The organism is Pyrinomonas methylaliphatogenes (genome assembly GCF_000820845.2).
Taxonomy (GTDB): domain Bacteria; phylum Acidobacteriota; class Blastocatellia; order Pyrinomonadales; family Pyrinomonadaceae; genus Pyrinomonas; species Pyrinomonas methylaliphatogenes.
In genome coordinates, this window is sequence record NZ_CBXV010000006.1 from 1 (window position 1) to 26,073 (window position 26,073).

General features: G+C 61.2%; 26 protein-coding genes. 7 read left to right on the forward strand and 19 right to left on the reverse strand.

Annotation, left to right across the window (positions count from 1 at the left end):
- The 7 genes from PYK22_RS08305 to PYK22_RS08335 form a co-directional block, all read right to left on the reverse strand.
- Window positions 1–432: transposase (locus PYK22_RS08305; RefSeq protein ID WP_157770762.1), on the reverse strand; the 432-nt coding region annotated here is incomplete at its 3' end.
- A 521-nt stretch (window positions 433–953) separates the two neighbouring features.
- Window positions 954–1,415 (reverse strand): ferritin-like domain-containing protein, encoded by a 462-nt coding sequence (locus tag PYK22_RS08310; RefSeq protein WP_041976562.1) that lies wholly within the window; start codon window positions 1,413–1,415, stop codon window positions 954–956.
- Between the two features lie 121 nt (window positions 1,416–1,536).
- Window positions 1,537–2,286, reverse strand: coding sequence for an SDR family NAD(P)-dependent oxidoreductase (locus tag PYK22_RS08315; protein ID WP_157770763.1), 750 nt, complete (start codon window positions 2,284–2,286; stop codon window positions 1,537–1,539).
- 191 nt (window positions 2,287–2,477) lie between these two features.
- A complete protein-coding gene (locus tag PYK22_RS08320; RefSeq protein WP_041976136.1) occupies window positions 2,478–3,797 on the reverse strand; it encodes an MGDG synthase family glycosyltransferase in 1,320 nt (439 codons plus the stop codon).
- 20 nt (window positions 3,798–3,817) lie between these two features.
- Window positions 3,818–4,987: a radical SAM protein gene (locus PYK22_RS08325; RefSeq protein ID WP_157770764.1), complete on the reverse strand. Its 1,170-nt coding sequence runs from the start codon at window positions 4,985–4,987 to the stop codon at window positions 3,818–3,820.
- Window positions 4,988–5,133: 146 nt separating this feature from the next.
- Entirely contained in the window at window positions 5,134–6,504 is a 1,371-nt protein-coding gene (locus tag PYK22_RS08330; RefSeq protein ID WP_041976139.1) for a sigma-54-dependent transcriptional regulator, read from the reverse strand.
- A 30-nt stretch (window positions 6,505–6,534) separates the two neighbouring features.
- The gene (locus PYK22_RS08335; RefSeq protein ID WP_041976141.1) at window positions 6,535–8,754 is read right to left on the reverse strand and encodes a sensor histidine kinase; all 2,220 of its coding nucleotides are present in this window, start codon (window positions 8,752–8,754) and stop codon (window positions 6,535–6,537) included.
- A gap of 83 nt (window positions 8,755–8,837) precedes the next feature.
- Between PYK22_RS08335 and PYK22_RS16605 the strand changes: the two genes are divergently transcribed.
- Window positions 8,838–9,767 (forward strand): CPBP family intramembrane glutamic endopeptidase, encoded by a 930-nt coding sequence (locus tag PYK22_RS16605; RefSeq protein ID WP_157770765.1) that lies wholly within the window; start codon window positions 8,838–8,840, stop codon window positions 9,765–9,767.
- A 129-nt stretch (window positions 9,768–9,896) separates the two neighbouring features.
- On the opposite strand, the gene PYK22_RS08345 is transcribed toward PYK22_RS16605, so the two are convergent.
- The 3 genes from PYK22_RS08345 to PYK22_RS08355 all read right to left on the reverse strand — a co-directional run bounded on the left by PYK22_RS08345 (window position 9,897) and on the right by PYK22_RS08355 (window position 13,039).
- Window positions 9,897–11,051, reverse strand: a complete 1,155-nt coding sequence (locus PYK22_RS08345; RefSeq protein ID WP_041976143.1) for a citrate synthase — start codon at window positions 11,049–11,051, stop codon at window positions 9,897–9,899.
- A 97-nt stretch (window positions 11,052–11,148) separates the two neighbouring features.
- Window positions 11,149–11,976, reverse strand: a complete 828-nt coding sequence (locus PYK22_RS08350; protein WP_060635486.1) for an SAM hydrolase/SAM-dependent halogenase family protein — start codon at window positions 11,974–11,976, stop codon at window positions 11,149–11,151.
- Between the two features lie 55 nt (window positions 11,977–12,031).
- A complete protein-coding gene (locus PYK22_RS08355; protein ID WP_041976145.1) occupies window positions 12,032–13,039 on the reverse strand; it encodes a hypothetical protein in 1,008 nt (335 codons plus the stop codon).
- Window positions 13,040–13,317: 278 nt separating this feature from the next.
- Between PYK22_RS08355 and PYK22_RS08360 the strand changes: the two genes are divergently transcribed.
- Together PYK22_RS08360 and PYK22_RS08365 are read left to right on the forward strand one after the other, a co-directional pair.
- Window positions 13,318–14,535 carry a cysteine desulfurase family protein gene (locus tag PYK22_RS08360; RefSeq protein ID WP_041976146.1) on the forward strand — a complete coding sequence of 406 codons (1,218 nt, stop codon included), beginning with the start codon at window positions 13,318–13,320 and terminating at the stop codon, window positions 14,533–14,535.
- A 50-nt stretch (window positions 14,536–14,585) separates the two neighbouring features.
- The gene (locus tag PYK22_RS08365; protein WP_041976148.1) at window positions 14,586–14,948 is read left to right on the forward strand and encodes an iron-sulfur cluster assembly scaffold protein; all 363 of its coding nucleotides are present in this window, start codon (window positions 14,586–14,588) and stop codon (window positions 14,946–14,948) included.
- A gap of 76 nt (window positions 14,949–15,024) precedes the next feature.
- Here the strand turns inward: PYK22_RS08365 and PYK22_RS08370 are convergent, their stop codons facing one another.
- A complete protein-coding gene (locus PYK22_RS08370) occupies window positions 15,025–15,612 on the reverse strand; it encodes a Maf family protein (protein ID WP_041976149.1) in 588 nt (195 codons plus the stop codon).
- Window positions 15,613–15,709: 97 nt separating this feature from the next.
- Here PYK22_RS08370 and PYK22_RS08375 point away from each other — a divergent pair, with 97 nt between their 5' ends.
- From PYK22_RS08375 to gatA, 3 genes are all read left to right on the forward strand, one after another.
- Window positions 15,710–16,186 (forward strand): DUF721 domain-containing protein, encoded by a 477-nt coding sequence (locus PYK22_RS08375; protein ID WP_041976151.1) that lies wholly within the window; start codon window positions 15,710–15,712, stop codon window positions 16,184–16,186.
- A gap of 23 nt (window positions 16,187–16,209) precedes the next feature.
- Entirely contained in the window at window positions 16,210–16,506 is a 297-nt protein-coding gene (gene gatC / locus PYK22_RS08380; protein WP_041976153.1) for an Asp-tRNA(Asn)/Glu-tRNA(Gln) amidotransferase subunit GatC, read from the forward strand.
- Between the two features lie 79 nt (window positions 16,507–16,585).
- Window positions 16,586–18,055 (forward strand): Asp-tRNA(Asn)/Glu-tRNA(Gln) amidotransferase subunit GatA, encoded by a 1,470-nt coding sequence (gene gatA / locus PYK22_RS08385; protein WP_041976155.1) that lies wholly within the window; start codon window positions 16,586–16,588, stop codon window positions 18,053–18,055.
- A 43-nt stretch (window positions 18,056–18,098) separates the two neighbouring features.
- Here gatA and PYK22_RS16610 read toward each other — a convergent pair whose 3' ends face one another.
- The 5 genes from PYK22_RS16610 to pyrE form a co-directional block, all read right to left on the reverse strand.
- The gene (locus PYK22_RS16610) at window positions 18,099–18,902 is read right to left on the reverse strand and encodes a phosphatidate cytidylyltransferase (protein ID WP_060635487.1); all 804 of its coding nucleotides are present in this window, start codon (window positions 18,900–18,902) and stop codon (window positions 18,099–18,101) included.
- Window positions 18,903–18,990: 88 nt separating this feature from the next.
- Window positions 18,991–20,139 (reverse strand): RNA-guided endonuclease InsQ/TnpB family protein, encoded by a 1,149-nt coding sequence (locus PYK22_RS17245; RefSeq protein WP_083437720.1) that lies wholly within the window; start codon window positions 20,137–20,139, stop codon window positions 18,991–18,993.
- Between the two features lie 245 nt (window positions 20,140–20,384).
- The gene (locus tag PYK22_RS08400; protein WP_211197650.1) at window positions 20,385–21,317 is read right to left on the reverse strand and encodes an isoprenyl transferase; all 933 of its coding nucleotides are present in this window, start codon (window positions 21,315–21,317) and stop codon (window positions 20,385–20,387) included.
- Window positions 21,318–21,344: 27 nt separating this feature from the next.
- Entirely contained in the window at window positions 21,345–22,151 is an 807-nt protein-coding gene (truA, locus tag PYK22_RS08405; protein ID WP_041976159.1) for a tRNA pseudouridine(38-40) synthase TruA, read from the reverse strand.
- Window positions 22,152–22,258: 107 nt separating this feature from the next.
- Window positions 22,259–22,846: an orotate phosphoribosyltransferase gene (pyrE, locus tag PYK22_RS08410; protein WP_041976161.1), complete on the reverse strand. Its 588-nt coding sequence runs from the start codon at window positions 22,844–22,846 to the stop codon at window positions 22,259–22,261.
- 188 nt (window positions 22,847–23,034) lie between these two features.
- Between pyrE and PYK22_RS16615 the strand changes: the two genes are divergently transcribed.
- Complete coding sequence (locus PYK22_RS16615; protein WP_157770766.1) at window positions 23,035–23,781, forward strand: 3'-5' exonuclease; 747 nt, start codon at window positions 23,035–23,037, stop codon at window positions 23,779–23,781.
- On the opposite strand, the gene PYK22_RS08420 is transcribed toward PYK22_RS16615, so the two are convergent.
- The 3 genes from PYK22_RS08420 to PYK22_RS08430 all read right to left on the reverse strand — a co-directional run bounded on the left by PYK22_RS08420 (window position 23,773) and on the right by PYK22_RS08430 (window position 26,044).
- Window positions 23,773–24,378 carry a YqaA family protein gene (locus tag PYK22_RS08420; protein ID WP_041976163.1) on the reverse strand — a complete coding sequence of 202 codons (606 nt, stop codon included), beginning with the start codon at window positions 24,376–24,378 and terminating at the stop codon, window positions 23,773–23,775. The two genes, PYK22_RS16615 and PYK22_RS08420, sit on opposite strands and share 9 nt — an antisense overlap.
- A gap of 77 nt (window positions 24,379–24,455) precedes the next feature.
- Window positions 24,456–25,124 carry a YqaA family protein gene (locus PYK22_RS16620; protein ID WP_157770767.1) on the reverse strand — a complete coding sequence of 223 codons (669 nt, stop codon included), beginning with the start codon at window positions 25,122–25,124 and terminating at the stop codon, window positions 24,456–24,458.
- 65 nt (window positions 25,125–25,189) lie between these two features.
- Window positions 25,190–26,044 (reverse strand): hypothetical protein, encoded by an 855-nt coding sequence (locus PYK22_RS08430; protein WP_157770768.1) that lies wholly within the window; start codon window positions 26,042–26,044, stop codon window positions 25,190–25,192.
- Between the last annotated feature and the right edge of the window lie 29 nt (window positions 26,045–26,073).

Here is a 26,073-nt window from a genome sequence, read left to right on the forward strand (position 1 = left end):
GACGATCACGGTGCCGGGCTGGACGGAATCGACGATACGCCGACTGAGTACGTGGTCGCAGTCGCGCCGGAAGCGGTTGACCTTCCCGGCCAGCTTACGCAGGTGCCTCTTGGCCGAGCGGGTGCCTTTGCGCTGGAGACTGCGACGGAGCCGGAAGTACCGGCGCTCGATCTCCTTCCAGCGGCGTTTCCCAAAGAAGCGATTGTGGGAGCAGACGGCAGGGCGCGAAAGGCCCATGTCCACCCCAACGACATCTCCAGACGGCTGGAACTCCACGTCGGGGATGGTGACGACGATATGCAGCCAGAACCGGCCTTTGCGATGGATCATGTCGGCGCTGTCGAAGCCGACGGCCTGATCCAGAATGCCCTGGGTGTGTGGATCGAGGGCGAACGGCACTTTGAGCCGCCCCGCCACGGACGCGAGGCTCACACGCGCCCTTGGCGGCGCGAAGCGTGTAGGTGCGTGCGTCGTACCGAATAGGGCACAGACGGCTTCTAGGCTGGGACGCCTTCTTGCCTCGCCTTGCGCGGCCAAGCGCACTCCTCAGCGCCTCGCGGGCGCGTTCCCTGGCGGCGACCACAAGCTGGGACGGGAGCGCTGGGAATCGCTCGCGCAAGGCGCGATAGGTGGCATGGTGGAGCCGGACGCCGTTCCTCTCCTGGTGCTGCCAACCATACGCGCACACGGCGTTGAAGCATTCGGTGTGCTGGCGGAGGGTTTCCCGGAGCGCGTCCGCCTGCTCGGGGGTCGGTTTCAGCCCGACCCGAATCGTCCGCTGCATGCTCATATGCTACTGCTACCACATTTCACGAGAGGAGGGAAGGCGGCGCTCCTCCCCAGCCCTGAAGGGCGGGGTCTGCGGCGCCGCTGCAGTCAGATGAGGAATTTTTCAAAATCTCGAACGGCGCGCTCAATCGAGCGCGCCGTTCGATTTGAATCCGCGCCCCAAGCTAGCTCACTTGTCGCAACGTGATCCTTTCGCTCGAGACCTTAGCTTGCCGTTCGGAGGTCAATTTCTCGAGTTCATCGATGTGCATCTGCTCTTCGGCCATGCGTTCTTCGAGCTGAAATTGCGTGGCGCGCTCGGCATCCGTACAGGCCTCCCAAGCCGCGACATATGCGGCCATCGCCTCACGCTCTAGCTCGAGATCTTGCTTGAGCATCTCGGCCAAGTCGGTCGATTGCCTGATCACCGCCGGCTCGACGGTCGGCACGCCGCCCAATGAGACGATCTTGTCGCCGAGCGTCGTGGCGTGCTCATGCGCCTCCTCCGATTGCTTGCGGAAGAACTCGCGATAGACCTCCCGTTCTGGTCCAGTGACGAGAAAGCTGTGCTGCAGATATTGGATCACACCGGCAAGCTCCAAACTCAAAGCCCGATTCAACGCCTCGATCAATTTCGTATTAGCCATCTTCACATCCTCCAGAATGAACTGCTGACAACATGGGATGATATCGAAGGCCATCCCGCGTGTCAACGTAAATATTTGACTACCAACAACTTAGCAATGAACTTCAATTTCGATTCCGCCGTCAGGTGACGGCCCCGCCATCGATGATGACGATCTCGCCGTTCATGAAAGAGTTACGGTCGCTGACCATGAAGGCGGCGTATTCGGCGAGTTCTTCCGGGCGGCCCAGCCGTCCGCGCGAGACCCAGAAGTCATGCATCTCGAGCAGACGCGCGGGCAACGTGTGGGCCAGTTCCGTGTCGAAGATCCCGGCGGCGATGGCGTTGACCGTGATGCCGAAAGCGGCGGCTTCGCGCGACAGGCATTTCGTAAAACCGATCATCGCCGCTTTCGAGGTCGCATAATGGACCGAGGTCGGAAGCGCGCGGATGGCCGCAATCGAAGTGATGTTCAAGATGGTGCCGCGCCGTTGGCGGATCATCTGTTTGTAGATCGGCTTGGTCACGGCGAAGAGGCTATTGACGTTAGTGTTGATCACCTCATCCCACGCGCGGTCGGTAGTGGTCGCGAAATTGTCGCCGCGATTGATGGCCGCGTTATTGACGAGGATGTCTATGCCGCCCCACGCTTCGACGAGTTCACGCGTGACGCGCTTCATGCCGACGCGATCGGTGACGGAGACTTTGAAGGCTAGCCCGCGCCGCCCGTGAGCTTTGATCTTGGCGAGCACCTGTTCGGCAAGGTCATCGCGCGACTGGTAGTTGAACGCGACGTCGGCACCTTCGCGGGCGAAGACTTCGCATATCGCCGCGCCAATGCCGCGCGTGCCGCCCGTGACGAAGGCGCGTTTCCCTTCGAGAAGCAGACTCAACTTCGACCCTTCCTCAAAAAAGCCCGCGACCAAGGCGGGCGTACTGAACGAAGACTTTTATAAACTCAAAGGCGCGATTCTTGCAAACGTCGTTCGCTTCGAGTCGAGGTTTCGATCGAGCGAGAGATGAGCCGAGTTGAATGGATTTCGCCCCCTTCGCGCGATGATGAATTGAGCGGCGGCGATGCCCGTCAGCCAGCTCTTTCGGCATCCAACTCTGGCGTAGATGGCAGCAACGCGGCGATCTCTTCGACGATGCGCCGCGTCGCGTGCGGGATGACGAGGCTAGCGGCGGCGGCGCGCATCGAAGCGTAGTAGCGCGCGTCTTCCATCATGCGCCGGATGATGGGGATGACATCAGAGGCGCGCGTCAGCAGCACGCCCGCGCCGCGCCGCGCGAGCTCGCGCGCGGCACCGGCCTCTTGCGGCATGGGCGGCGTGATCGCGTCGGCGATGATCGGCACGCGACAGGTCAAAGCCTCAAAGGTCGTCAATCCGCCCAGCTTCGAGATCATGACGCTCGCAGCGCGCATGAGTTGTTCGATCTGTTCCGTGTAGCCGACGACCTTGACGGGAAAGCGCGCGCGGCGGGCGAGGCGTTCGGCCTTCAGGCGAAGCTTCTCGTTCCTTCCCGCGAGAAAGATCGCCTGAACGTCGAGGTCGCCGCGCACAAGTTCGCGAAAGATCTTCGGGATGTTGCCGCCGCCTATCCAACCGGCGTTGATGAAGACGGTGAACTTTTCGGGATGAAGGCCGAGCGCGCGACGGGCTTCGCGCGCCTCGCGCTCGTCAGCCTCTGACCACTCGAATTTCGGATGGACCGGCATGCCGCAGACCTTTATACGCTCCGGCGAGATGCCATAATCGATCAACTGTTGCCGCGCCTCTTCGCTGGCGACCAAGTAGAGGCGCACATCATCGCAGGCCCAACCGCGCCAGAAACCATAGAAAGGGTCCGTGACGACCGTGACGAGCGGGATGCGATCGGCCAAACCGAGTTCTTTGAGAACGCGCGCGATGCCGTGTTGCGTTAAGGGATGAACGCTGATGATGATGTGTGGGCACCAACGCTCGAACAGCTCGCGCACGTAGCCGACCGTTCGCCGGTAGAAGAAGTCGCGCGTTTCGGGCCGGAACCGGTTGACGGCCCAATAAAGATATTTCATCCAGTGTTGCCTGTGGCGCAACATCCAGTTGTAGAACCGGACCAGCCGCGCCGTCAGCGCGTGAGCCTCTTCGATGGCGCGCACGACGCGCACGGCGTAGGAATCGCTGCGGAAGAAACGTTGCACGCCGGCGACGATGGCCGCCGCCGCCGAGCGGTGCCCACCGCCCGTGTCCGAGGAGATGATGAGGATCTTGGGCGCGAAAGGGCGCTGAGTCCCGGGCCGATACAGTGCGAGCGGGGGCCGTCTTGCCTCGCCCCGTTTGAGCTGAGCCTTCTCTTCGTTCATCCTCGACTGCAGATCATCGTTCGAATTCAAGCTCGGCGTCTCTTCAATCAAGCTCATCTCGCAAAGAGGTTGCCCCTTCAGATTTCGACCGCCACACCTTCGCCCTCCTCCGCTTCGGCGCGTTCGTACTCGCGGCGCGCCCGCTTCATCTCGCGCTCGAGCCGCTTGATCTGGATCAGGTGCTTCGGGTTGAATGGAAGCGACGGATAGTAACAGTTCGACTCGTGCGTGCAGAAGCAGCCATCAGCCACTTTGCGCCGTCGCGCTTTCATCGCCGGCGAGTTCCACAATCGCCAGAAGTTCCAATCGTAATCGCGCAAATTTCCGACGGGCGCGAGATTTTCGCATGAGGAGACCGTCCCTTCGTCATAGATGACCGCTCCCGCCGTTCCCGCATAACAACGAAGCTGCGCGCGATTCTCCTCTTTCGTCTTCGCGATCAGCCCGTGCATGTAGATGTCGATCGCCGCTTTGAAGAAACCGGCTTCGCCCGTGTAGTTGTTTTTGATCGCCGCTTGGCGCGAGTCCTCATCGATCATCTTCGAAAGGCGCGCGTAGATCGCGTGATCGAATTCGAGCTCGCGCGGATCGGCTGAAGGCGGGCGGATGTAGTTGATGTTCACCTTGTCGGGTTTGAGTTCGTACTTCAGAAAGTCGTACCACTCGAAGATGCGATCTTGATTCGAACGCATGACGCACGTACAGGTCTGTACGTCGAGACGATTGTTGTACTGGCGCTTCATCGCTTGAAGTTGACGCGCCGTGTCGATGGCGATGTCCCACGAGCCGGGCTTCTGGCGGATCTTCTCGTGCTCCTCTTTCAACCCATCGATGCCGAGCGCGACAGCGACGTTCAACTTCGGGCACTCTTCGAGGATGCGCGCCACGTCGGGCAGGATGCGCTTTTGGATCTGCCCGTTGCTCATCAGATAGACCGATTCGAGCCGGTTGTTTTCGTAGAAGGCGCGCACGATCTCCGGCAAATCCTTGCGCGTGAAGGGTTCGCCGCCAGCGATGATCAGCACGCCGAGGTTGCCGCCGAGCGTCTCCGCGATCCGTTGGATCTCGTGCGTCTTCATCTGCAGCTTCTTGCGCGGACGATCGTCCAGCTCTTCCGTGAAGAAGCAATGCGTGCAGCGCATATCGCACACGGACGTAACCAGGATATTGAGCAACACCGGAGCAAATGGCTGGCCCACAGCCATGCGCGCGTAGCGTTTGAGCAGCTCTCGCGTCGTGTAATCCATCTTCGCTTTGAGATAACTCCCCTCGATCTTTTCTGGGCGCAAACGCCTCGCATGAATCCTAGCAGATGCGGCGCGATGGCGCACGTGCTGACGAGGCATCTTGGGGCAATTCGCGCGCCGCGACTTGTGGGCCGGTCCGGCAGGCGTTACGAGGAGGTTCCCGAACGCTCTTCGCGCACGTTGATGCCGAGCGCGCGCATGCGGCGGTAGAGGTGGCTGCGATCTATCCCCATCAACTCCGCCGCGCGTGAGACGTTGCCTTCGGCTTCGGCCAACTTTCGTTTGATGTATTCGCGCTGATAGGCTTCGCTGGCTTCCTTGAAGGAGGGGAATTTGGTCTGCGTGACGGGCGCGGCGTCGCCGCCGAGCGGCGGCAGATCTTTGGCGCGCACTCTGACAGGCGTGTGCATGATGACGACGCGCTCGACCGTGTTCCGGAGTTCGCGCACGTTGCCGGGCCACGAATGCTGCTGCAATCTCTCCATCGCTTCCGGGGTGAACTCTTTCGGCTCTTTGCCGTACGCGGCGGAGAAGCGGCGGTTGAAATGTTCGACCAGAAGCGGCACGTCTTCCAATCGTTCGCGCAGCGGCGGGATCTCGAATGGGATGACGTTCAGCCGGTAGAAGAGATCGGCGCGAAACGTCCCGCGCTCGATCTCCGCCTCGAGCCGTTTATTGGTCGCGGCGATGATGCGCACATCCACTTTGACGGTCGAGGTGCTGCCGACGGGTTCAAACCTCTGCTCTTCGAGCACGCGCAGGACTTTGGCTTGCACGCGCGCGCTCATATCGCCCACCTCGTCGAGAAAGAGCGTTGCGCCATCGGCCAGTTCGAACTTCCCCTTCTTCGCCGCGGTCGCGCCCGTAAAGGCGCCCTTGATGTGGCCGAAGAGTTCCGATTCGATCAGTTCATCGGGGATCGCTGCGCAGTTAAGCTCGACGAAAGGGGCCGCGGCGCGACGCGAGGCGGCGTGAATGGCGCGCGCGACCAACTCTTTGCCCGTTCCCGATTCGCCGTAAATAAGCACGCGACCGTCAGTCGGCGCGACGAGCGCGATCTGCTGTCGCACGGCGCGCATGGCGACCGATTCGCCGATGAGTTCGTACTCGCTGCGCAACTTCGCCTTGAACGCCGCGTTCATGCGTTCGAGTTCCAGTTGCCGCAGCGCGTTGCGCACCGTCAGCACGGTCTTTTCGACCGAGAGCGGTTTTTCGATGAAGTCGAAAGCGCCGAGCTTGGTCGCGCGCACGGCGGTCTCGATCGTCCCGTGCCCCGAGATCATGACGATGGCCGCATCGACGCCGCTTTCGCGCAAACGGCGCAGCGTCTCCAAACCGTCTATCCCGGGGAGCCACACGTCGAGCAGGATGCAATCGTAAGCGCGCTGCTCGATCGCTCTCAGACACTCTTCGCCGCTCGCGACCGCCTCCGCCACATATCCCTCGTCCTCTAGGACGGCGCGAAGCGCGTCGCGTATGCTCTGCTCATCATCGACGATCAACACCACGTTCGGCATCTCTCACTGCCGGCGCGCCGGACTCCTGATCTAACTCTGTTGCGCTTCGTGCGTCTGGCGCTCTTCGGTAACAGGCAACTCGATGATGAAGCGCGCGCCACGCGGGCGGTTCGCATCGGCGCGGATCCGCCCACCATGCTCGATCACGATGCGTTGGACGATCGCCAAACCTAAACCGGTGCCGCGCCCGCGCGTCGAGAAGTATGGCTGAAAGATATGCGGGAAGTCGCGCGGCGCGATCCCATGTCCCGTGTCAACGACTTCAAGCAACAGTAACGCTCGCGATGGGTCATAACCCGTGGCAACGGTGATGCGCCGTTCGCCCTCGACTTCGGCGAGCGCTTCGAGCGCGTTATCGATCAGATTGACGAGCGCACGCTTCATCTGTTCCGCATCGAGCAACGCGACCGGCAGATGCGGAGCTAGCTGCACGTCTAAGCGCACATCGCCCAAACGCTCTTCGTAAAGGGCGATGGCGCGCCGGACCACTTCATTCAGGTCATGCGTCTCAAGCCGCACGCGCGGCAGACGCGCGAAGCGCGCGAACTCATCGACCATCGCTTTGAGCCCGGCGACTTCGCGCACGATCGTCGTCGTTCCCTCTTCGACGATGCGCGCGATGCGCTCGCGCTCGCTCCCGTCGCCATCCGCGAGGCGATGGAAATGGCGCGCGATGCGCTCCGCAGAGAGCTGGATCGGCGTCAACGGATTTTTGATCTCATGCGCCATGCGTCGCGCGACCTCGCTCCACGCGGCCACACGTTGCGCTTCGAGCAGATCCGACAGATCCTCCATGACGACGACCACGCCGCGCCGTTCGTTCAAGCGCGGACGCAGCGCCGTCGCCGTCAAAGCCACGGGCACGGGATCGCTCTCACCTGAAGCGGAACGTATAAGTTGCGTCTGTTCGGTCGCGCGCCCGCTTCGTCGCGCGCGCCGGATGACGCGCGCCAGCGCCGCATGATCCTCAGCGCAGACGATCTCCGAAAGCCTTCGCCCGACGACGTCCGATCCTCTTCCGAGCAACAGGATGGCGAGCGCCGCCGCGTTGATCGTCGTCACGCGATCATCCTCATCGAGCGAGATGACGCCCGTCGAAAGAGATTCTAGAACCGTCTCGATGTAATTGCTCCGTTCTTCGAGCGCCAAATTCTTCTCGCGCAACTCGGCTGCGTTCGCCTCTAGGTGCCGCCTGTTCTCCTCGAGCTGCGCGGTCATCTGATTGAACGACTCGGCGAGAAGGGCGAGCTCATCTTCAGCGATTCCGGTAACACGATGCGCCAGATTGCCGCGTGCTACTTCGTTAGCCGCTTCAGCGAGAGCGCGGATAGGCGTGGCGATGCCGCGCGAAAGATAGAGCGCCGTCCAGCTCGAAGCGAACAATAGCAGAAGCGTCAGCAAACCGAGCGTCGAAAGGCCGAGAAGACGGACGCGCCGTTGCCTTTCGCGCAGGCGCTCATAGGTCTCAGCCCCAGCGACGATGCGGGCCAGGTGGTCGTCCCCCTGATTGCGGCGAATGGCGATCAAACGCGCGCCGTCAGCCAAAGGCGCGCTGGCCATGATGAACTCTTCGCTCAGATCCTCACCGGCGGCGGCTCGTCCCAAAGCATCATCGAGCCTAACGTCGGGCGAAATGAGATGCTTCGCCCTCAAGTTTCCATCAGCCGCGACGATCGCCAGTCCATCGAACGCGCCTGAAGAAGCTACCCGCGCCAAATCTTCGCTACTCCCTTCTGCTCCCTCCAAAGCCAGCGCGGCGAGCGCGGTCGCCTCACGCAGGTGGGCCGAGTCTTCTTGCACGTCGCCTTGCTGAGCCAATCGCGCTTCGTTGACGACATCTTCAGGCAAACGGCTGAACCACTTTTCGAGCGAACGATTGAGGAAGATGTAAGAGAAGACGGCCATCGCCGTGATCGGCAACAGGCTGACGACGATGAAGTAAACGACCAGTCGCGTTTTGATCTTCGATCCGAGCTGCCGTTCGCGCCTTTCTTGGCGCAGTTTCAGCAGATTGCGAACGAAGATGAAGCTGAAGATGATGAAGGCGATGAAATTGAGCGTCGAAAGCGCATAAAGGAGGAGCGTCTCCGAAGCCGTGTCAGGCGTCAGGATCTCCCATAATCCGAGCGCCTGCTGCGCGACGAGGAAGAAGAGCAAGATGAGGACGAGGCTGCCGAGCAACCAAAGGATGCTGCGCCGCCGGTGCGGTGAAGACCGCTCCTTCTCCTCGCTCAACTCGACCCGCCCCATGCCTTTTTGCGAAGGCACAGTTTATCATGGCAGGGCGCCAAAGCGCATGTGCGCGGCAAACGACCGGATCCGTGAGTTTGAAGATGAATGGGAACCGAATCCTCTTCGACGAGCATGGCCGACTGAGGAGCGGCCTTCGCTTCGCCTTCTTCGCCCTAACCTTCTTTTTCGCGCTCGCCTTGTCGGGAAGTTTGGCGTGGTTGGCCGCCTTTCTCCTCGCCGGGCGCTCAGCGGAGGCGACGAACCATCTCCTAGCCGGTCCAGTCGGACTCATCGTCCAATCCGTCATCATGCTGACGTCAGCGACGCTTCTCGGTTGGTTCTGCGGGCGCATCTTCGAGAACCTGCCTTTTCGCGCGCTCGGATGGGACTTGAGACCGGGTTGGTGGCGAGATCTGTTGCGCGGCTCGGCGCTAGGCGCTGCCTCGCTCTTCTTAGCGGTGATCATCGCTTGGCTCGCTGGAAGCGTGCGCTTCGCCGCCAACCATTCATCATCGAGCGCGAACGTCTTGCGGACGCTTCTTCTCACCCTCGTCACTTTCATCCTCGCCGCCGCCGCCGAAGAAGCGACCTTTCGCGGCTACCCGCTGCAGACGCTTCTGCGCTCCCTTCCCGTCTGGATAGCCATCGTCCCTTCCTCGCTCGCTTTCGCACTGGTCCATCTGGCGAACCCTCATGCCGCACCCGGTTTCACGCTCATCAACACGTTTCTAGCCGGAGTTTGGTTATCGGTCGCCTACCTCCGCGCGCGGAATCTGTGGTTCCCTCTGGGAGCGCACTGGGCGTGGAACTGGACGCAAGGCGCCGTGCTCGGCCTTCCCGTAAGCGGGATCACGCGCCTTACCGAATCATCGCTCCTACGCACGCAAGAGGTCGGCCCAGACTGGCTAACCGGCGGAGCTTATGGGATCGAAGGCGGTTTCGCTTGCACGTTGGCGCTCATCGCCTCGACGATCGTCCTCGCTCGCCCCTCAAGGCTCACGAGGTCTCAGGGTGAGATCTCCGCTCGCTAAAAGGGCTAAAAGCCGGAACTGAGCGGTCCGGCGGCAACGTGCTCGAAAGTATCCGCTCGCTAAAAAGCTAAAAGGCGGACCTCAAAGGCCCGCTTCCCTCCCAACGGGGAAGAAACCGATTGGCCGCCTTCATCGTTCGTCGATCGGCACGTAAGGCACATCGCGCGGGCCGATATACTCAGCGCGCGGGCGAATCAAGCGGTTGTTGGCGTACTGTTCGAGTATGTGACCGGTCCAACCTGAAATGCGACTGATGGCGAAGATCGGCGTGAACAGATCGAGCGGGATGCCCATCATATAGTAGGTCGAGGCGGAATAGAAATCGACGTTCGGATAGAGCCCCTTTTCGCGCATCATCACCTCTTCGATCTTGCGCGACATTTCGTACCAGCGGAGATCGCCCTTCGCCTCGCCCATCTCGCGCGAGAACTGCCGAAGCCACGTCGCGCGCGGATCCTCCGTGCGATAGACGCGATGGCCGAAGCCCATGACCTTCTTCTTCTGCGCGAGGGCGTTTTTGATGTACGGCTCGACGTTCTCGATGCTGCCGATCTCGAGCAGCATCTTCATCACCGCCGTATTGGCGCCGCCATGGAGCGGTCCGGACAGAGCGCCGATGGCACCCGTCACGGCGGCGTACATATCGGCCAAAGTCGCCGCGATGACTCGCCCCGTGAAGGTCGAGGCGTTCAGCTCATGGTCGGCATGCAGGATCAGAGCGACATCGAAGATGCGCGCTTCGCGCTCGCCCGGCATCTCGCCGCGTAACATGTAGAGGAAGTTGGTGGCGATGTTCAATTCGGGCTTCGGCGCAACAGGTTCTTTGCCGTTGCGCAAGCGATCGAATGCGGCGACGATGACGGGAAGTCGCGCCGTCAAACGGGTGGCGATCCTCAAACTCGCTTCGCGCGAAGTTTGATGCGCATCCTCGTCGTAGAAAGAGAGCGATGAGACCGCCGTGCGCAAGACATCCATCGGATCGGCTTCGCGCGGGATGCGCCGCAACATCTCGATGACGCCTTCGGGCACCTGCTGCGCAGCGGCGAGCGCCTCCTTCAACTCATCCAATTCGGCGCGTTTCGGCAAACGCCCATGCCACAAAAGAAAAACGACCTCTTCGAAGGTCGAGTGGCGCGCCAGATCATGTATGTTTATGCCTTGGTAGATGAGTATGCCTTTGATGCCATCGATGTCGCCGATGGAGGATTGAGCGGCGACGACGCCTTCTAGGCCAGCCGGAGTAGCCCCCTTGCTAGTCGCAGAAGTATCTTTTGCCGTATCCATGCTGTCTTTCCTTGTTCAATGATTTAACAAAACTGAAGATAGCACTCCCGCGCAAATAGTGTCAAACGAAGGCTTTTTTCACGAGCCCCAAGGCGCATCAATCTCCGGCCAAGCGAACGATGATCTCTTGTCCACGCACGAGGCCGAGCTTTTGCGCCGCCGAATCGAGCTTGATGACGATCTCCAGAAAACCGGCGCTACCCCACACGGCAAACGGCTCATCGGTTGTCCCCTCGTCGAAGAAGCGGCGAAAGGAGCTGATCTTTCGCCCGTTCGCCAAAAGATGGGCGCCGCGCGCGATCATCTCTTCGGTCAGATCAGCGCGCGTCAGGTTCGTGATGCAATTGCCGAAACGATCGATGTGGACTATTCTGGCACGCATCTCATTCTCGCCCACTCGTTGCGGCGCCAACGGTTCCAACTGGACCAGATCATCGATCGGCGGACCGAACTCCTCGGGCGGGACACCGAGCGTCAAAGAAGCGGCGACAGGTGCGAAGATATCGCGCCCGTGAAACGTCGCGCTGACCGGATGGCGGAAGAAGCGTTCGTTCGTCAGATGGAACGCGCGAACCTCTCCTTCGCGCTCGCAAACGTAGCTGAAGAGGCCGTTGTCCGGCCCGATGAAGAAATAACGCGGCGTGACGATCAAGATGGGCCGCCGCGCGGAACCGACGCCCGGATCGACCACGGCCACATGGACGGTCCGCTCCGGATACTCACGATAAGCTGCAAGCAGGATGAAGGCCCCCGCGCGTATGTCATGAGCGGGGATCTCGTGAGTGATATCGAAGATGCGCGCCTGCGGGTTCCTGGCGAGGATCACCCCGCGCATCGCGCCGACGAAGTAATCGCTCGTCCCGAAATCGGTCGCTAGCGTGATGAACATCCCACCCCCTGCCGCGCGGAAGAGATCTCTCGGCATTCTCCGGACCAGCGATCCGAAGCCGATCGAAGCTCGTCAGCGTGGCGCGATCTCGTCACTGAACGCGCGTATCCGTATTGGTGCGGATGCGGAGCTTCTGTCCGCGCGTCAAGCGCACATCCTCACCGCGCGAAGCGATCGCCCCGCCTGCACCGGCAGCCGCGCCGATCACCGCGCCGATGGCCGCCCCCTTGCCGCCGCCAGCGATCGCCCCGATCAACGCCCCGAGACCGGCGCCGGCACCGACCTTCACGGCGTCATCCTTAGTCGAATCTTTGCCCTTCACGCCGCCTTCCGGATCGACGCTGCCGGCGTTTGAAACGCCCTCGGGCACGACCTCGATCAACTGCGCTTTGATGTTCGCCCACCGACCATCGGGCAGACGTATCTGCTCGAAGTCGAGCTCGAGTTCAGCCGTCCCACGCACTCTGCCGGCCCTTTTGACGCGCTCGACTCGCCCGTCGAGTATCGCTCCAGCGTATTCGGCGGGCTCAACGATACGCGCTTGGAAGCGATCGCCACGCTGACTTGCGTCGGTCGAAAGATTGGTCAGCAACTCGGCAACCATCGTCGTTCCCGATGGGATGTAAATGGCCCCGCCGCTTGCCGCAGTTGAAGAGACGTTCGTCGAGGGCGCGTTCGAAGGGATGTTCGCCGTTTGTCCCTCTTGCGACGTTTCGGTTGCGGTTTCGGTCGCGTTCGATGCAGCATCGCGGCGCGCGAGATTGGCCGGGATCGTCGAATCGAAGTCGCGCCCGTCATAGCCGGCTTCATAGCCGGCTTCGAACCCTTGACGATAGCCATCACGGTAATCCTCGAGCGAGCCGTAGTTCGGCGAGTAGGCTCGATCGGCCCGCCGGTAATCCTCTTCATCGCGGAAATCGCGCGGGGCGCCGCTGTTTCGATCACGCAGTCCGGCCTGATAGCCATCTGAGTAACCCGTTCGATAACCGCGTTCGAGCGTCGCACGTTGCTGCGGCGCGGTCGATTGCGCCGCGATCGCCGGAGTCCAAACCAACGCCCAGATGAGCGCTCCAACGGCCATTTTCTCCATCAGCTTCATCGGTCCATCTCCTCTCGCTCATTCGAACCAACGCTCTTGACGAGGCGGCGCGAGCCTTCACGCGATTTTACGCTAATCCATAAACGCGCATTGTGCAAGCGCCGACCATCAATAAAAATCGGCCCCGCAGTCCAGCTTGACGCTTCGACGATCATCTGGCTAGACTCGAAACCGAGCCACTCGACCAATCAGATGCCGACAGACCGTCTGAAGTTGTTGCCGAGCGGATCTTTTGGCGCTTCCTGACGCATCTAACTAACCGGCAAGGTCGCTTTTCGATGAAACGCCGAGTCTATTTGGATCACAGCGCGACGACGCCCATCGACCCGCGCGTCGTTGAAGCGATGCTGCCCTATTTGACCGAGAAGTTCGGCAATCCGTCGAGCGTGCATCTGTTCGGGCAAGAGGCGCGGGCGGCGGTCGATCGCGCGCGTCAGTTGGTGGCCGAGTTGATCGGCGCGCAGCCTCAGGAGCTGATCTTCGTTTCGAGCGGAACGGAGGCGAACAACCTAGCCATTCGCGGCATCGCCGAGCGCGCTGCCCCGTATGGACGCCACATCATCACCTCGGCGATCGAACACCCTTCGGTACGCGGCGTCTGCCAAGCGCTAGAGCAACGCGGGTGGGAGGTGACGCGCTTGCCCGTCGGCGAAGATGGCCTCGTGCGCGTCGAAGACGTGCGCGCCGCCATCCGTCCTGACACGGTGCTCATCACCATCATGCTCGCCAACAACGAGATCGGCACGATTCAGCCCATCGCCGAGATCTCCCATCTCGTGCGCGAAGAGCGCCAGCGCGGCCACCGCCATCTCTGGTTTCACACCGACGCCGTGCAGGCTGCCGGACGCATGGCGATCAACGTCGCGGAACTGGGCTGCGATCTGCTCTCGCTATCGGGGCACAAACTTTACGCCCCTAAGGGCATCGGCGCACTCTACGTGCGGCGCGGCGTGCAACTTGCGCCGCAGATGCTCGGCGGCCATCAAGAGCGCGACCGCCGCGCTGGGACTGAAGCGGTGCCGCTCATCGTCGCTTTCGGCAAAGCGGCGGAACTCGCACGTCAGGAACTCGACGCGCGGATCGAACGCATGCGCGCGCTGCGCGATCGGTTCGAAAGAGGGGTCGCCGAGCGCATCACGGATGTCGTTTTCAACGGCCATCGCGAGCGCCGTTTGCCCCATCTGTCCAACATCTCTTTCCGGTACATCGAAGGCGAAGGGTTGCTCATCAATCTCGATCTTCAAGGCATCGCCGTCTCGACCGGATCGGCCTGCTCATCAGGCACGCTCGAACCTTCGCCCGTCATCCGCGCCCTCGGTCGCGACGAAGAGCTTGCGCGCGGTGCCGTGCGCTTCAGCCTCGGCAAAGATACGAGCGAAGAGGATATCGATTACGTGCTCGAAGTCCTGCCGCAAGCGGTGGAGAGTTTGCGCCGCATCTCTCCGCTCTATCATAGAGCCTTGGGCGAGCGCGCTGAAAGATCGCCATCGAACTGACTCGACGAAACAGATCGCGCTGGCTCGATCCGGCGCGAACGATCGCGAAGATGTATTCCGAGATCTTCAAAGATCATCTGACTCATCCGCGCAATGCCGGCGAATTGGCCGATCCAAGCGTGGTCGTCGAAGAATCGAACCCGATCTGCGGCGACCGATTGCGACTTGCGTTGCGCGTGTGCGAAGGGCGAATAGAAGAGGCTCGATTTCTCGCTTATGGATGCCCGCCGACGCTCGTCTGCGGATCGATCATCACGGAGATGATCGCCGGGTTGAGCGTTCAAGATGCGGCGCGTTTGACGCGGCAAGACTTGCTCGACAAATTGGGCGGGCTCCCATCGCGTAAGATGCATGCTGCCGCGCTCGCCATCGAGACGTTACGCCTCGCACTTGAAAGACTTCGCGGCGACTGAAGCGGTCGCTCAGATCGAGCCGACGGTTGAGTGTTTCAAGAAAGATTTCGAGCTTCGTGGCGACTGAAGAGGGCGCTCAGATCCTCTCCTCGCGAAGCAACCTGTAGACTGACCGGAGCGGCAGCCCGACGACGTTCCAATAATCGCCATCGAGTTTCGAGATGAAAAGCGCTGCCCGGCCCTGTACGGCATAGGCTCCGGCTTTATCCATCGGCTCGCCAGTCGCAACATACCAAGCGATCTCTTCTTCGCTCATCTCCGCAAACAGGACGCGCGTTCGCTCATGCGCGACGAGAGATCTTTTGTTTTCAGCTCGCACGAGCGCGATCCCAGTCAAAACATCGTGCCATCGCCCGCTGAGCTTGCGGAGCATACGGCGTGCGTCCTCTTCATCGCGCGGTTTACCCAGCATCTCGCCCTCGACGACGACGACCGTATCGGCACCGAGCACAAGCCCGCACAAGCGCCTTTCGGCGACGAACATCGCCTTCTCCCGCGCGAGGCGCTCGACATACTGCACGGGCGTCTCATCCCGTTTCACCGATTCATCGACATCCGCGACGCAAGTTTCGAAGGGCCAGCCGACGGCGCGCAATATCTCGGCCCGCCGCGGACTGGCCGAAGCGAGGATGAGCGGTTCGAAAAATCCGATCGCATCATTCATCGTCAACTGTCCTTGTGGCCTCTTATCTTTTCCGCTACACTTAAGCGCTTCGCAACTGACGAAGTTTTATCATCATCGGCAGCGCGGCAGTCAACCGATGGACGAATTGATCAGAGCCTTGCCGTTGCTCCTTCGCGCAGCAGGCGACAACGAGGAAGTGGCCGAAGCGGCGGTGTTCGTCGCCTGGCGGCGCGTCGCGGGAGAAGGGTTACGTTATCACGCCATCCCTTTCCGCCTCTATCGGCGCACGTTGATCGTCGCCGTGCCCGATGCCACATGGCAAAGGCAGATCGAAAAGATCAGCGGGCAATTGATCTTTCGCCTCAACTCGCTGCTCGGGCAACCCATCGTCACCTACATCGAGTTCCGCGTCGATCCTCAAACGGTCCAGCGGGAACGCGCACGTCGGCAACGGATCAGCTATTTCGTTGACGAAGAACAGGCGCTCCGCCGCGCCGAAGGGTTGCGCGTCGCTGCCGGCAAGATTCGCGATGAGGCCCTACGCCGCCGCTTCCTGCTCGCTGCCGGAAGTTGCCTCGATCGCATTGAGCGGTCGGAGAAGATTGACGAATAGATCGTCACAGAGGATCAAGAGCCATGTTGATCACGGAAGCTGATATCGAGAAACTGGCTACGCTTGCGCGATTGGAGATCACAGAAGAAGAGCGGCGCGCGCTTACGCCGCAGATCGCTTCAATCATCGCCTACGTCGAACAGTTGAACGAGCTCGATACGAGCGAAGTCGAGCCGGCTATCGGCGGGCTGACGCCGGAAGGCGAGCGCACGCCGACGATGCGCGATGATGAGGTTCGACCTTCGCTCGGCCAGAAGGTCGCGCTGGAAGAGGCGCCGGATCCGGCGCTGGGCTATTTCCGCGTGCCCAAAGTGCTCTAGCGCTCCCCAAAGTCAGGAAGATCGGAACTCGATCTTCACCGATTCTCTATCAACCATCGCCACTCATTAGGATTCGAAGATGAGCTATTTGGATTGCGATCTCGAAGAACTTCGGCAAAAGATCGTCTCTCGTGAAGTCAGCGCGCGTGAGATCGTCGCGCGCGCGCTCGATGCGGCAGAAAAGCTTAACGAAACGCTCAACGCCTTCCTCGCGATAGACCGCCGCGGCGCCGAAGCGCGCGCCGCAGAACTGGACCAGTCGCTCGGCAAACTCCCTGCGACCGGCCCGCTCTTCGGCATCCCCATCGCCATCAAAGACAACATCTGCGTGCGCGGTCTGCAGACTTCCTGTGGATCGCGCATCTTGGGCGATTACCATCCGCCTTACGATGCGACCGCAATCGAACGGCTGCGCGCCGCCGGAGCGGTGATCATCGGCAAGACCAATTGCGATGAGTTCGCGATGGGGTCATCGAACGAGAACTCGGCCTATGGTCCAGTGCGAAACCCGTGGGATATCGAGCGCGTGCCGGGCGGATCGTCGGGCGGATCAGCGGCGGCGGTGGCGGCGCGCATCGTGCCGATCGCGCTCGGTTCGGACACGGGTGGTTCCGTACGCCAACCGGCAGCCCTGTGCGGGATCATCGGCCTCAAACCGACCTACGGGCGCATCTCCCGCTACGGGCTCGTCGCCTTCGGCTCTTCGCTCGATCAGATCGGGATCTTCGGTCTGCGCGCGCGCGATGTCGCCAAAGTCCTCAGCGTCATCGCCGGGCGCGATCCACATGATGCGACGACGGCAGATGTCGCCGTGCCGGATTACGCCGCACAACTAGTGCCCGATGCGAAGGGCGTGCGCCTTGGCGTGCCACGCGCCCTGTTCGGCGAAGGTCTCGACCCGGAAGTGCGTCGCGCCGTCGAAGGGGCGATCGAAGCCTATCGCGATCTCGGCGCTGAGATCGTTGAGGTCGAACTCCCGCACGCGAAATATTCGATCGCCTGCTACTACATCATCGCGACGGCGGAAGCGTCGTCCAATCTCGCGCGTTACGATGGAGTCCGTTACGGCTTTCGCGCTGAAGAAGCCGATGAATTGATCGAGATGTACCGCCGCACGCGCGATCAAGGGTTCGGCGCGGAAGTCAAACGGCGCATCATGCTCGGCACGTTCGTCCTCTCTTCAGGCTACTATGAGGCCTATTACCGCAAAGCCCAACAAGTGCGCACGCTCATCCGTGAAGATTTTCATCGCGCCTTCGCGCGTTGCGATGCGATCATCACGCCTACGTCTCCAACCCCGGCCTTCTTGCTGGGCGAGAAGACGGACGATCCGCTCAAAATGTACCTCAGCGACGTTTACACCTGTATCGTCAATCTCGCCGGCATCCCCGGCATCTCCGTCCCTTGCGGACTATCTTCTAGCGGGCTTCCCATCGGCATGCAACTCGTCAGTCGCCACTGGGACGAAAGCACGCTCCTTAGATTGGCGCACGCTTATGAGCTGGCGCATCCTTTGACCGCGCGCCCACCGGTCGCGGCGAATTGGTGACAGGCTTCCCGCCTCTCGCTCCGAGCCGGGAAGAAGCCGCGCTTCAGGCGAAGTATAGTTTTCCGAAGTAGTAGATCAGCGGAGCGTTGAAGAGCAGGCTATCTAAGCGATCGAGGAATCCGCCGTGACCAGGCAAGATATTGGCCGCATCCTTCGCGCCGGCTCCGCGTTTTAAAGCGCTTTCGGTCAAATCGCCTAGCACGCCTAGAACGTTCATCGCCGCCGCGAGCGGAAGCGCCATGCGCAATGGCAGCTCCACGAAGAACCAGTAGTGGGCCACTACAGCGGCACACAGACTGGCCAGCATCCCGCCAATAGCGCCCTCCCAACTCTTCCCGGGGCTGACCGTCGGAGCGAGCTTGCGACGCCCCCAAGCGCGCCCGACGTAGTAGGCCGCAGTATCCGATCCCATGATGACGAGCAGAAAGAAGGAGAGCAGCTTGGCAGCTAAAGCGGCTTCGAATCCCATCCGCACTGCGACGAGATGTCCGCCCAAACCGACGACGTAGAAGAGGCCAAGTAGAGTCGCCCCGGACGAAGCGATCATGCTATCGAAAGGCGCCCCGCGTAACAGCCTCGCGATGAGGACCGCGATGATCGAAGAGGAGATCGCGGCGGGCAATAGATCCAATCGACCAATGAGAAAGATCGCGAAGAGGAGAAGGGCGAAGAGCCCGCCGACGATCAGATCGGGATCGAATCTTCGCGCAAGCCGCCAGAACTCCCACAGCCCAAAGCACATCGCGACGAGGGCGAAGATGATGAAGATCGCGGCTAGTCTTTCGATCCAAATCGAAGCGACGAGGATCGGCAAAAGGACGACGGCCGTAACGATCCGTTGCGACATCGAGCCTCCCCTGGCCCACCTAATTTATGAAAGAACGCGCCTGTCAACTACCCTAATAGCTAAAGCTAGGGGCTTGCGCCTAGCCCGCTTACGCGGGCTGGCACGCGAGGCCGGTTGACAACGGCCCGCCAGCGGCACATGTAGCACCGCTGGCAAGGTACTTCCGGGCTATATTGCGGGCAGCGTTGAGATCGGCGTTTAGCTCGAACCCGCAAGCCCGGCATAGGAACCGTGATTGGGAGCGTCGATTTCGACGATGGACATGTCCGCAACGGGAACACATCTGCGACGTGTGACGGGGATCGACACCCACAACCTTGCACCCCTTAGCTGCTGCCTTGTATGCCAGGAAGCTTCTGAGTCGCGCGAAGCTCCAGGAGTGCAGGCGACGGCGCGATTCCCTGCCGCGCTGTTTGGTGCGGCTTCGGATGTCCACCAAGTTCTCCACGACGATCACGGTGCCGGGCTGGACGGAATCGACGATACGCCGACTGAGCACATGGTCGCAATCGCGCCGGAAGCGGTTGACCTTCCCGGCCAGCTTGCGCAGGTGCCGCTTGGCCGAGCGGGTGCCTTTGCGCTGGAGACTGCGACGGAGCCGGAAGTACCGGCGCTCGATCTCCTTCCAGCGGCGTTTCCCAAAGAAGCGATTGTGGGAGCAGACGGCAGGGCGCGAAAGGCCCATGTCCACCCCAACGACATCTCCAGACGGCTGGAACTCCACGTCGGAGATGGTGACGACGATATGCAGCCAGAACCGGCCTTTGCGATGGATCATGTCGGCGCTGTCGAAGCCGACGGCCTGATCCAGAATGCCCTGGGTGTGTGGATCGAGGGCGAACGGCACTTTGAGCCGCCCCGCCACGGACGCGAGGCTCACATAGCCCTTGGCGGCGCGAAGCGCGTAGGTGCGTGCGTCGTACCGAATAGGGCACAGACGGCTTCTCGGCTGGGATGCCTTCTTGCCGCGCCTTGCGCGGCCAAACGCACTCCTCAGCGCCTCGCGGGCGCGTTCCCTGGCGGCGACCACAAGCTGGGACGGGAGCGCTGGGAATCGCTCGCGCAAGGCGCGATAGGTGGCATGGTGGAGCCGGACGCCGTTCCTCTCCTGGTGCTGCCAACCATACGCGCACACGGCGTTGAAGCATTCGGTGTGCTGGCGGAGGGTTTCCCGGAGCGCGTCCGCCTGCTCGGGGGTCGGTTTCAGCCCGACCCGAATCGTCCGCTGCATGCTCATATGCTACTGCTACCACATTTCACGAGAGGAGGGAAGGCGGCGCTCCTCCCCAGCCCTGAAGGGCGGGGTCTGCGGCGCCGCTGCAGTCAGATGAAAGCTCAGGCGAGCGCCCTGAATCAAGTTCCGGCTATTGGGTGATGAAAGAGCTGATGAGCAAGAGGCCCTTCACGCTGTCCGAAGCTGCGACTTGACCCGAGACGCTGCCGCCGGACGCCCCGTTTATCCGGCTTCACGCTAGTCCGAAGCTACGACTTGACGCCAGCTTCAGCGTAAGCGTTTTCGGCGCAAGGCTGCTCTTTTACTCCGCCGAAACGCCTATCGCGCCGTTGATAGTCGAGGATCGCCTCGAGCAGATGCACGCGCCGGAAATCCGGCCATAAGGTCTCCGTCACATAGATCTCGCTATAAGCCACCTGCCAGAGCAAGAAGTTTGAGATCCGCATCTCGCCGCTCGTGCGAATCAGGAGATCGAGTTCGGGCAAGCCGCGCGTGTACAATTCGCGTTCGATATCCGCTTCCGTTATCTCGTCGGGCGCGCGCCCTTCGAGCTGCAAGCGATGCACCGCCGCGCGACAGGCGTCGGTGATCTCGGCTCGTCCGCCGTAATTGAGCGCGACGCTCAAGACCATTCCCGCATTCCCTTCCGTCCGCTTCATGGCCCGTTCGAGTTCGCGCCTGACGCTCTGCTCGAGTTCATCTATGCGCCCGATCGCTTGAAAGCGTATGTGCTGTCGATCTATCTCGTCCAGTTCGAGGCGCAAATAGCGCTTCAACATCCGCATCAAAGCTTCGATCTCAGCGCGCGGGCGCTTCCAATTCTCCGTCGAAAAGGCGTAGAGCGTCAGCGCTTTGATCCCCAATCGCGCGCTCGTATCGACAGCCGCCCGCACGGCCTCGACGCCCGCGCGATGGCCCGCCACACGCGGCAGCCCGCGCCGCGCAGCCCACCGCCCGTTGCCATCCATGATGATGGCGATATGGCGCGGCAACCTGTCCCACGCGATCGCACGCAACAGGTCCTCATCGCGTGAACCGGGCTCGATGACGTTGGTGAAATTGGTCAACATCGATAACCGATAAGGATGAAAGATGCGTTTCAGGCGAAGATTGCATCTTAATGGGCGCGGGAGCGCGAGCGCAACCCGAAAGACGATGGGCGCTTGTGTAAAGCTTCTCATACTCCCGCGGAAGATCTCGACCGAAGGTCAATCGTCGTCATCGCCCGCCGCTGCGCCCGCGCTCGCCCAACCCGCCATCGTCTCCGCGTAATCGACATGCACGAGCGTCAAACCGTGGGCGGGAGCGGTCGCCCCGACCAACTCGCGTTTGCCGGTGAGGAGAGCGCGTCGTGGGGTTTCGAGTTCCATCTCGCCGCGCCCGATCTCGAGCAAGGTGCCGACGATGGAACGAACCATGTAACGCAAGAACCCATTCGCCGTGATCTTGATCTCGATCAGACGCCCGCGACCGCGCATGGACCAGCGCTCTTCGATCTCCAGCTCCGTCACGGTGCGCACCCGCGAGCGCGCCTCCGTCTGCGCCGCGGAGAAAGCGGTCCAGTCATGTGTGCCGAGGAAGAAGCGTGCCGCTTGTCGCATCCTTTCAAGATCGACCGGGCGCGCTTCGTGGAGCGCGTAACGTCTCCAGAAAGGCGAGATGAAAGGCGCGTTGAAGATGCGATAGACGTAGGTTTTGCTGCGCGCCGAGAAGCGCGCATGGAACTCTTCGGGGGCGACCTCCACCTCGATCGCGCGCACATCCCAATCCAGATTGCCGTTGAGCGCGCCGCGCAAGCGCTCGGGCGTGATCTGGCGTCGCAGACGGAAGCTGGCCACTTGCGCCTCGGCATGGACCCCAGCATCCGTCCGCCCGGCGCCATGAACGATGACCGGCTCGCCTTCGAGCAAAGAGAGCACGCGCGTCAACTCGCCCTGCACCGTTCGCCGCCCCTCTTGCATCTGCCAACCGTGGAAATCCGTGCCGTCGTATTGCAGCGTTAAGCGATAATTCATGTCGAGTGCGAAGACTTCAACGCGTGCAAATGGCCACCTGCAACGCTAAGCGATAACTCATGATCGGAATCCGTTCTTCAGGCGACCCGTTTCCGTGAACCGAGCGCTCATCGAGTTTGCAAACCCGCTCGACTTCCGGGTTTGATGAGCGGCTCTTGGCGTAAGCAAGCTGGACACTCGTCCGCTCTGAACGTTGGGATCTTCAGCGTGAGCAGAGCTTGATGCGGCACTCCGAGATCAATCGCGCCTCCGGAACGGTCAACGATCGCGGCTGCCGCGGCGACTTCAGCTCCCGCTCGACGCAAGACATCCATCGTCTCGCGCGTCGATCCGCCCGTCGTCATGACATCTTCAACGACGAGGACCCTTTCACCCGGTTGCACCGCAAATCCACGCCGCAAAGTCATCATCCCGTTTTCCCGTTCGGTCCAAATGAAGCGCGCGCCGAGGGCGCGGGCCACTTCATGTCCGATGATGATGCCGCCGAGAGCTGGCGCGGCGACGGTGGCGATCCGCTCGCGACCGTAACGCTCGGCCAGCGCTTGACCGAGCGCCTCGGCTTCATGCGGATATTGAAGGACGAGCGCACACTGCAGATAGCATGTGCTATGCAAACCGCTCGATAGAAGGAAATGGCCTTCGAGCAGAGCGCCCGTCCGCCGAAAAAGGTCCAGGATCTCTTCCGCTGTCAACATACGACCTCACACCGAAGAAGTTCTCTGATGGTCCTTCGACTCCATTGATGCACGCTTTCGATCGCGCAGGTGGTCGATGCGCCTAGCGACTCGATAGCGCTATCACTTTTCGCGCCCCCTTATGCTACAATGCGCGCGCTATGCCACCTTATCGCAATCTCATCCCCTCCTCCGAGCTCGCGCAGGAGATGGTCGAGCTTGCGCACCGCTTCGGAGGGCGCGTCCCGGCAACGATCGCCGCCGATCAAATCCTGCAGATACGCCACCTCGACGCTCGCACGGCGACGCTGCTGATCGCCGATCTGCTGCACGGTGATCCGCGCGTGCGAATGACGGCGAACGGTGAGATAGAGATCATCGCAAACAACGCGACGCATTCGATCCTCGAGGCGACGGAGTTCGTCGTCGTCGATGTCGAAACGACCGGGACTCGCACGCCGCCATGCCGCATCATGGAGATCGGCGCCTATCGCATCAAAGATGGCGATATCGTCGATGAGTTTCATCGCTTGGTGAACCCTGAGGCTCCCATCCCACCCTTCATCGCCGCGCTCACCGGAATAACCGATGCGCTAGTCGCGCGCGCGCCGCGTTTCGCCGAGATCGTTCACGATTGGCTAGAGTTCGCCGGTTTGTCAATCCTCGTCGCCCACAACGCGGCTTTCGATCTGCGCTTCCTTAATCATGAGATCGAACGGCTCTTTCCCGGATACAGGCTGGCGAATGAGAGCCTGTGTACGATCAAACTCGCCAAGCGGCTGGTCCCAGGACTGCCTAGCTACCGTTTGCGTTCGCTGGCGGAACATTTTCAAATCAGCATCACCAATCATCACCGGGCGACGAGCGATGCGTATGCGACGGCCCAAATCTTCCTTCGCCTGCTCGAACGCGCCCGAGCCTCCGCGCTCAATCCCCCGATCGCCCTTTCAACTTAGCGACGGGCGGGCGCGCCAAAAGAGATGGCGAAAGATGAGCAGGAGGATGATCAGACCAGCCAGCCCCATGCCGATCGTTGGATAATACCGCGCGAACAATTCCCCCGCCCGCGCTCCATAATGGATCGCCAAATACCCTTCGAGAAGATAGCGGAGCGCACGCCCCACACCGATCGCCACGGCCAAACGGAAGGCGTTGAGATGAAAGACGCCAGCCGTTATGATGAACAGTTTGAAAGGGAATGGCGGCGGCAGGATTGAAGCGACGAAGACCGAAAACGCGTCGTAACGATCGATCAACTGGCGCACCCGCTCTCTCCGCTCCGAGGAGAACCGCTCGAGCGCGCGGCGGCCCGCGCGCCGCGAGATCGCCTGAAGGATGAGACAACCTAAGACCGATCCCGAAGTCGCCGCCAAAACGTAGAGCAAGAACCAACGCGGATAAGCCGTCGTCAGCAGGATCAACGCCGCGTCTGGACCGCCGGGCAAAGGGATCGCCGCCGAGTCGAGCAGCGCGAGGAGGAAGACTCCGAACAAACCGAAGGTCGTCAGATAACTCGCCACTTGCGCGAAGCGGTTGGCCCAACCTAAGATCATCGTAACGCTAGCCTCTCCATAAGCTCGATCTCCTCGCTTTCCGTTCGAGCGAACTCTCTCATTCTGTCAAATGGACTTCAAGGCTCCGCCGCGCGCGCCGCCTTTGCGTCTTCGGCGTTCGCCCCAATTGTCGCGCGCGCGGCCCGTCTCTTATACCACCAGTAAACGAGCAAGGCGATGAAACCAGCCGAAGCGACGCCGCTGACGATCATCAATCCATTATCCCGAATGAAGAGCAGGACGCGCGTGCCATAGAAGATCGCCAGCGTCCCTTCGACATAATAACGGATGCCGCGCGCGATGAGGATCGTCATCATGAAACGCCAACGCGGATATTCGAGCGCACCGGCAGTGGCGACGAAGATCTTAAACGGCATCGGCGGCGGCAGAAGCGCCGGGATCGCCAACGCTAGGGGTCCAAATCGCGCGTAAGCGCGTTCGACGCGCTCGATGTGCTCGGCGCGAAATCGCGCCCTTAACACCGCTTGCCCGCCACGCCTTGAAAGCGTGTAGAGCACCGTGCAGCCGATGACCGAGCCTAATGCCGCGAAGAGCGGGAAATAGAAGATCTCTCGCGGTTCGCTGTAACAGCGCATCACGACCAGATAATCGTTGATCTCGGGCAGCGAGAGCAAAGAGGAATCGAGCGCCCCAATGATGATCATCGCCGGTCCGGCGATATGCAATGGCACGCTGATGATGAACTGTTGAAGCCATCGTGCTGTCGCGCGTAACCAGTCGAACATCGCCATCGAGCTTGACACGAGAAGACCCTCAACGACGGTTTTGAAGATTGCGATCCCCGGATGAGCTATCGTGCTGGCGTGAAGATCGCGGGCGTGTCGTAGGTGACGCCGAAAGTAAATCCCGATCGTGGGCTCGTCCCCGCTACCCCTTTGATCCCAGCGAAATCGAACTGCAAGCCCGAAGCGCGTACCTGCACGCCCAACCGCGCTTCCCCTTGCGATTCCGTGCCGAGAGGCGCAGCGCCACGGCGCGTGTTGGCGCGTCCGTTGATCTCACCCGCGACGTTGATGCGATCGGTCAAACGATAGATCCCAGCAACACCATAAAGCAGCATGTCGTTCTGCGTAAACGGTTGCAATGGCGCGCTCAAGATCCCGAGGCCGATATTGCCGAAGGCGTTCAAGCGCGCGTCGCGCCCGAACTTTTTACCGACAAGAAGCATCCCAAAAGCGTTCGTCTGGTTGGTCCCGATCCCGCGCCCTTGATTCGAATTGGGCAACTGCACGCCGAATCTGAACCCGAGCGCCGGGCCGAGCCTCGTTTCGTTGCGCAACTTGATCTTGGCCCATAAGGTGAAGTCACCCACATCGTTCGTCGAGCTCGTCCCCGGCGGGAAACTGAGCGGGATCGCCGAGCGCCCTTGAGAGTTGATGCTCAGGAAATTCTGCGCGACGCCGGTGACCTGAAATTCAACGTTGGGGGCCAACCCGACATGCACGCCGATGACTCCGACGCGCGTCAGCTCGCCGCTTAACCCGGAGAGCGGGAATTGGGCATCCTGCATGAAATCGATGCCCGCTTGGATCCGCACGCTACCCGGCGGAATAACATCGACATCTTCCGTGATGAGCGGGCGCTGCTGCGCATGAACTCCGATTGCCGCCATCAGGAAGATCGAAGCGAAAGGCCACTTCAACATCTTCTCGCCCACGCGCGGATTGTAACTTC

Excerpts from the sequence above, each read along its gene's own strand:
- PYK22_RS08365 (WP_041976148.1), top strand. The coding sequence starts at position 14,586 with ATGTATTCCGAGATCTTCAAAGATCATCTGACTCATCCGCGCAATGCC.
- PYK22_RS08310 (WP_041976562.1), bottom strand. The coding sequence starts at position 1,415 with ATGGCTAATACGAAATTGATCGAGGCGTTGAATCGGGCTTTGAGTTTG.
- gatA (WP_041976155.1), top strand. The coding sequence starts at position 16,586 with ATGAGCTATTTGGATTGCGATCTCGAAGAACTTCGGCAAAAGATCGTC.
- PYK22_RS08320 (WP_041976136.1), bottom strand. The coding sequence starts at position 3,797 with ATGAGCTTGATTGAAGAGACGCCGAGCTTGAATTCGAACGATGATCTG.
- PYK22_RS16610 (WP_060635487.1), bottom strand. The coding sequence starts at position 18,902 with ATGTCGCAACGGATCGTTACGGCCGTCGTCCTTTTGCCGATCCTCGTC.
- PYK22_RS08400 (WP_211197650.1), bottom strand. The coding sequence starts at position 21,317 with ATGAGAAGCTTTACACAAGCGCCCATCGTCTTTCGGGTTGCGCTCGCG.
- PYK22_RS08325 (WP_157770764.1), bottom strand. The coding sequence starts at position 4,987 with ATGGATTACACGACGCGAGAGCTGCTCAAACGCTACGCGCGCATGGCT.
- PYK22_RS08370 (WP_041976149.1), bottom strand. The coding sequence starts at position 15,612 with ATGAATGATGCGATCGGATTTTTCGAACCGCTCATCCTCGCTTCGGCC.
- PYK22_RS08360 (WP_041976146.1), top strand. The coding sequence starts at position 13,318 with ATGAAACGCCGAGTCTATTTGGATCACAGCGCGACGACGCCCATCGAC.
- PYK22_RS08335 (WP_041976141.1), bottom strand. The coding sequence starts at position 8,754 with ATGGGGCGGGTCGAGTTGAGCGAGGAGAAGGAGCGGTCTTCACCGCAC.
- PYK22_RS08420 (WP_041976163.1), bottom strand. The coding sequence starts at position 24,378 with ATGATCTTAGGTTGGGCCAACCGCTTCGCGCAAGTGGCGAGTTATCTG.
- PYK22_RS08430 (WP_157770768.1), bottom strand. The coding sequence starts at position 26,044 with ATGTTGAAGTGGCCTTTCGCTTCGATCTTCCTGATGGCGGCAATCGGA.
- gatC (WP_041976153.1), top strand. The coding sequence starts at position 16,210 with ATGTTGATCACGGAAGCTGATATCGAGAAACTGGCTACGCTTGCGCGA.
- PYK22_RS08350 (WP_060635486.1), bottom strand. The coding sequence starts at position 11,976 with ATGCCGAGAGATCTCTTCCGCGCGGCAGGGGGTGGGATGTTCATCACG.
- PYK22_RS16605 (WP_157770765.1), top strand. The coding sequence starts at position 8,838 with ATGAATGGGAACCGAATCCTCTTCGACGAGCATGGCCGACTGAGGAGC.
- pyrE (WP_041976161.1), bottom strand. The coding sequence starts at position 22,846 with ATGTTGACAGCGGAAGAGATCCTGGACCTTTTTCGGCGGACGGGCGCT.
- PYK22_RS08375 (WP_041976151.1), top strand. The coding sequence starts at position 15,710 with ATGGACGAATTGATCAGAGCCTTGCCGTTGCTCCTTCGCGCAGCAGGC.
- truA (WP_041976159.1), bottom strand. The coding sequence starts at position 22,151 with ATGAATTATCGCTTAACGCTGCAATACGACGGCACGGATTTCCACGGT.
- PYK22_RS17245 (WP_083437720.1), bottom strand. The coding sequence starts at position 20,139 with ATGAGCATGCAGCGGACGATTCGGGTCGGGCTGAAACCGACCCCCGAG.
- PYK22_RS08330 (WP_041976139.1), bottom strand. The coding sequence starts at position 6,504 with ATGCCGAACGTGGTGTTGATCGTCGATGATGAGCAGAGCATACGCGAC.
- PYK22_RS16620 (WP_157770767.1), bottom strand. The coding sequence starts at position 25,124 with ATGTTCGACTGGTTACGCGCGACAGCACGATGGCTTCAACAGTTCATC.
- PYK22_RS08345 (WP_041976143.1), bottom strand. The coding sequence starts at position 11,051 with ATGGATACGGCAAAAGATACTTCTGCGACTAGCAAGGGGGCTACTCCG.
- PYK22_RS08355 (WP_041976145.1), bottom strand. The coding sequence starts at position 13,039 with ATGAAGCTGATGGAGAAAATGGCCGTTGGAGCGCTCATCTGGGCGTTG.
- PYK22_RS16615 (WP_157770766.1), top strand. The coding sequence starts at position 23,035 with ATGGTCGAGCTTGCGCACCGCTTCGGAGGGCGCGTCCCGGCAACGATC.